General features: G+C 72.5%; 2 protein-coding genes. Both read left to right on the top strand.

The window, feature by feature from the left end; genetic code table 11:
• A partial coding sequence (locus VF794_RS16530; RefSeq protein WP_331111501.1) for a PD-(D/E)XK nuclease family protein occupies nucleotides 1–360 on the top strand: 360 nt, incomplete at its 5' end.
• Between the two features lie 37 nt (nucleotides 361–397).
• Nucleotides 398–2,966, top strand: a 2,569-nt coding sequence (locus tag VF794_RS16525; RefSeq protein ID WP_331111503.1) for a UvrD-helicase domain-containing protein, incomplete at its 3' end; no start/stop codon positions are given.

The following is a 2,966-nucleotide window of genomic DNA, read 5'->3' as shown; positions in this document are numbered from 1 at the left end:
CTGTTGGACTCGGACTTCCAGCTCCCGCTGTACCTGTACGCGGCGCGGGCGAGCGGCCACCGCAACACGCATCGGGCGGCGTGGTTCTCGCTGCGCACGGGCGAGGTCATCCACCTGTCCGAGGTGCTGGAGAAGGACGCGATCGAGCTGGAGGACCTGCTGGCCACGGAGCCGGAGGTTCGGGCGAAGCTGGCGGCGGAGGCCAAGCCGAACCTGGCCAACGCGGTGGAGGCACTGGTGCGGACGGTGAGGGCGGGAGAGTTCGCCATGAGGCCGAAGGACTGCGGGAGCTGTGGTTACCGCCCCGCGTGCCGCATCACCGAGCGGCGGCTGGTGGAGGAGGAGGGTGCTCGTGAGTGACCCGACCCTCCTGGCGCTGGAGAAGAACCTCGCCCTGATGGCGGGTGCCGGCGCGGGCAAGACGTACAGCCTGGTGACGATGACGCTGCACCTGCTGGCCGGGGCGCGCGCGGGGGCCGAGCCCCTGCGGACCTCGCGGCTGTGCATGGTGACGTTCACCGACAAGGCCGCCGCGGAGATGCGCGCACGCGTCCGGGCCCGCCTGGATGCGCTCGTCCAGTCCGAGCCCAAGGCCACGCAGGAGCCGGAGCTGCGGGCCTCGCTCGAGCGGCTGGGCCGTCCCTTCCCCTCGCGGGAGGACTGGCGCGGCCTGCGCGAGGACCTGGGCTCCGCTTCGGTGGGCACCTTCCACTCGCTGTGCGGCCAGTTGCTGCGCCGGGCGCCGCCGGGCTCGGGCGTGGATTCGTCCTTCGAGGTGCTCGACGAGCTGGAGGCCCGCTCGCTCGTGCTGGACGTGTGCGAGCGCGTGGTGCTCGAGGCGCTGGAGGTGGGTGATCCGGGCGTGCGCGAGCTGTGCGAGGAGCTGACCTTCTCCGGCTCGGACTTCACCGAGGGCCTGGTGTCCTCGCTGGTCGCCGCCTACGGCAAGCTGCGCGAGGAGGGTCTGCGCCCCGCGGAGGCCCGCATCTCGGACCTCGATGAGGCGCGTGCCGGGCTGGAGAAGCTCGTCGAGCGGTGCCGCAAGCTGTGCGCCACCGTGAAGGAGCTGGATGCCAAGGGCGAGTGGAGCGTCCTGCGCGAGCAGCTCGAGGGCGCGCTGAAGGGCCTCACGCCGGAGAACTGCTTCGAGCCCGAGCGGCTCCCGGCGATGAAGGCGGCCTTCCTCGACGACGGCCGAGACGTCCGCCGGTTGAAGAAGGAGCCGGGCAACTCGATGAAGGAGTTGTACTGGAGCCTCTTCGGCAAGAGCGATGGCTCGGTGATGCGGCTGGAGGATGCGTACGCCGGGTGGCGCACGGCGCCCTTCGAGGCCTCTTTCCGCTCGCTTCTCGCGCAGGTGGCGGCGCGGCACGAGGAGGAACTCCACCGGCGCAACGCCCTGGACTTCACCTCGCTGCTGGTGAAGACGCGCGACCTGCTGCGGGACCTCCCGGACTTCCGCCGTCAGGTGCAGGAGCGCCTGGGCGTGCTGCTGGTGGACGAGTTCCAGGACACCAACCGTCTCCAGCTCGAGCTGGTGCTGCTGCTGGCCGAGAAGCGCGAGGACGGCCCGCGCCCGGTGCGCCCGGACGAGAGCCTGGTGGACGCGCTCCCGCTGGAGCCAGCCTTCCTGTGCGCGGTGGGTGACCGCAAGCAGTCCATCTACGAGTTCCGCGGCGCGGACGTCTCCGTCTTCGAGGTGCTGGCGAAGAAGATCGAAGCCGAGGGCGGGGTGCGCGACTACCTCCAGCACAACCGGCGCTCGGTGCCGCCGCTGCTCGAGTTCTTCAACCGGGCCTTCGCGGGCGTGTTGGTGGGCGGGGAGGGCGGGGCGCGTCCCTACGAGGTGGTCTACTCCCCCGAGGGCGATGACCTGCTGGCGGTGCGAGAGCCCGTGCCCGCCCCGGTGGTGGAGCGGCTCCAACTGGAGGATGAGCTTTCCACGAGCGAGCTGCGGCTGGCGGACGCGGACGCGGTGGCGAAGCGGCTGAAGGTGATGCTGGCTCCCGGCGCGGAGCCGTGCGTGGCGCGCGAGGACGGCGAGGGCCCGCGGCCGGCGCGGGGGGGCGACGTGGCCATGCTCTTCCGGACCTTCTCGAGCCTGGAGGTGTACCGGCAGGCGCTCATCCGCCACGGCATTCCGCACCGGGTACTGCGCGGGCGAGGCTTCTACGGAGCGCAGGAGGTGCTGGACCTGGCTTCGCTGCTGTCGCTGCTGGCGGACCCCGAGGACGCGCTGGCCTTCGCGGCGGTGCTGCGCTCACCGATGGTGGGGCTGTCGGACGCCGCGCTCTTCCGGCTCGCGGGGCCCGAGGGCCTGTCCCTGCTCGCGGTGGAGCGCCTGGGCAGCTCCGCCCTGGAGGGGCTGCCCGAGGGCGAGCGGATGCGGCTGGAGCGCTTCCTCACGGTGCTGCCGGAGCTGCGGCGCGAGCGGGATCGGCTCGGCGTACGGGCCCTGCTCCAGGTGGCGCTGGGCGCGACGGGCTACCGCGAGGCACTCGCCGGCACGCCCTACGCGGAGCAGGCGAGCGCCAACGTGGAGAAGCTGTTCGCGCTGGCGGATCGGCGGGACGAGCGCGGCACGGGGGCGTGCATGAGCTTCGCCCGCGAGCTTCAGCGGCTGGCGAACGAGGAGCCCAACGAGTCCCAGGCGGATCTGCTGGAGGCGGGAGATCCGCGCGCGGTGCAGCTCCTCACCATCCACCGGGCCAAGGGCCTGGAGTGGCCGATCGTGGTGGTGCCGGCGCTGGGCGGGCGGCGGCGCTCCTCCAGCGCGCGCGCCTGGTTCGAGCGGACGCAGGGGCTGGTGCTGCGCCCGTGGCTGCCGGACACGCTGGAGGACTTCCGCTCCAGCCGCTTCGAGCGCGTGCGCGAGGAGGTGAAGGCCCGCGAGGACGCCGAGTACCGCCGCCTCCTCTATGTGGCGCTCACCCGCGCCCGCGACAGGCTGGTGCTCTCCGGAGGCC

Source organism: Archangium sp. (assembly GCF_036389735.1).
Lineage (GTDB): Bacteria > Myxococcota > Myxococcia > Myxococcales > Myxococcaceae > Archangium.
This window is presented reverse-complemented; position numbering and strand designations above follow the sequence as displayed.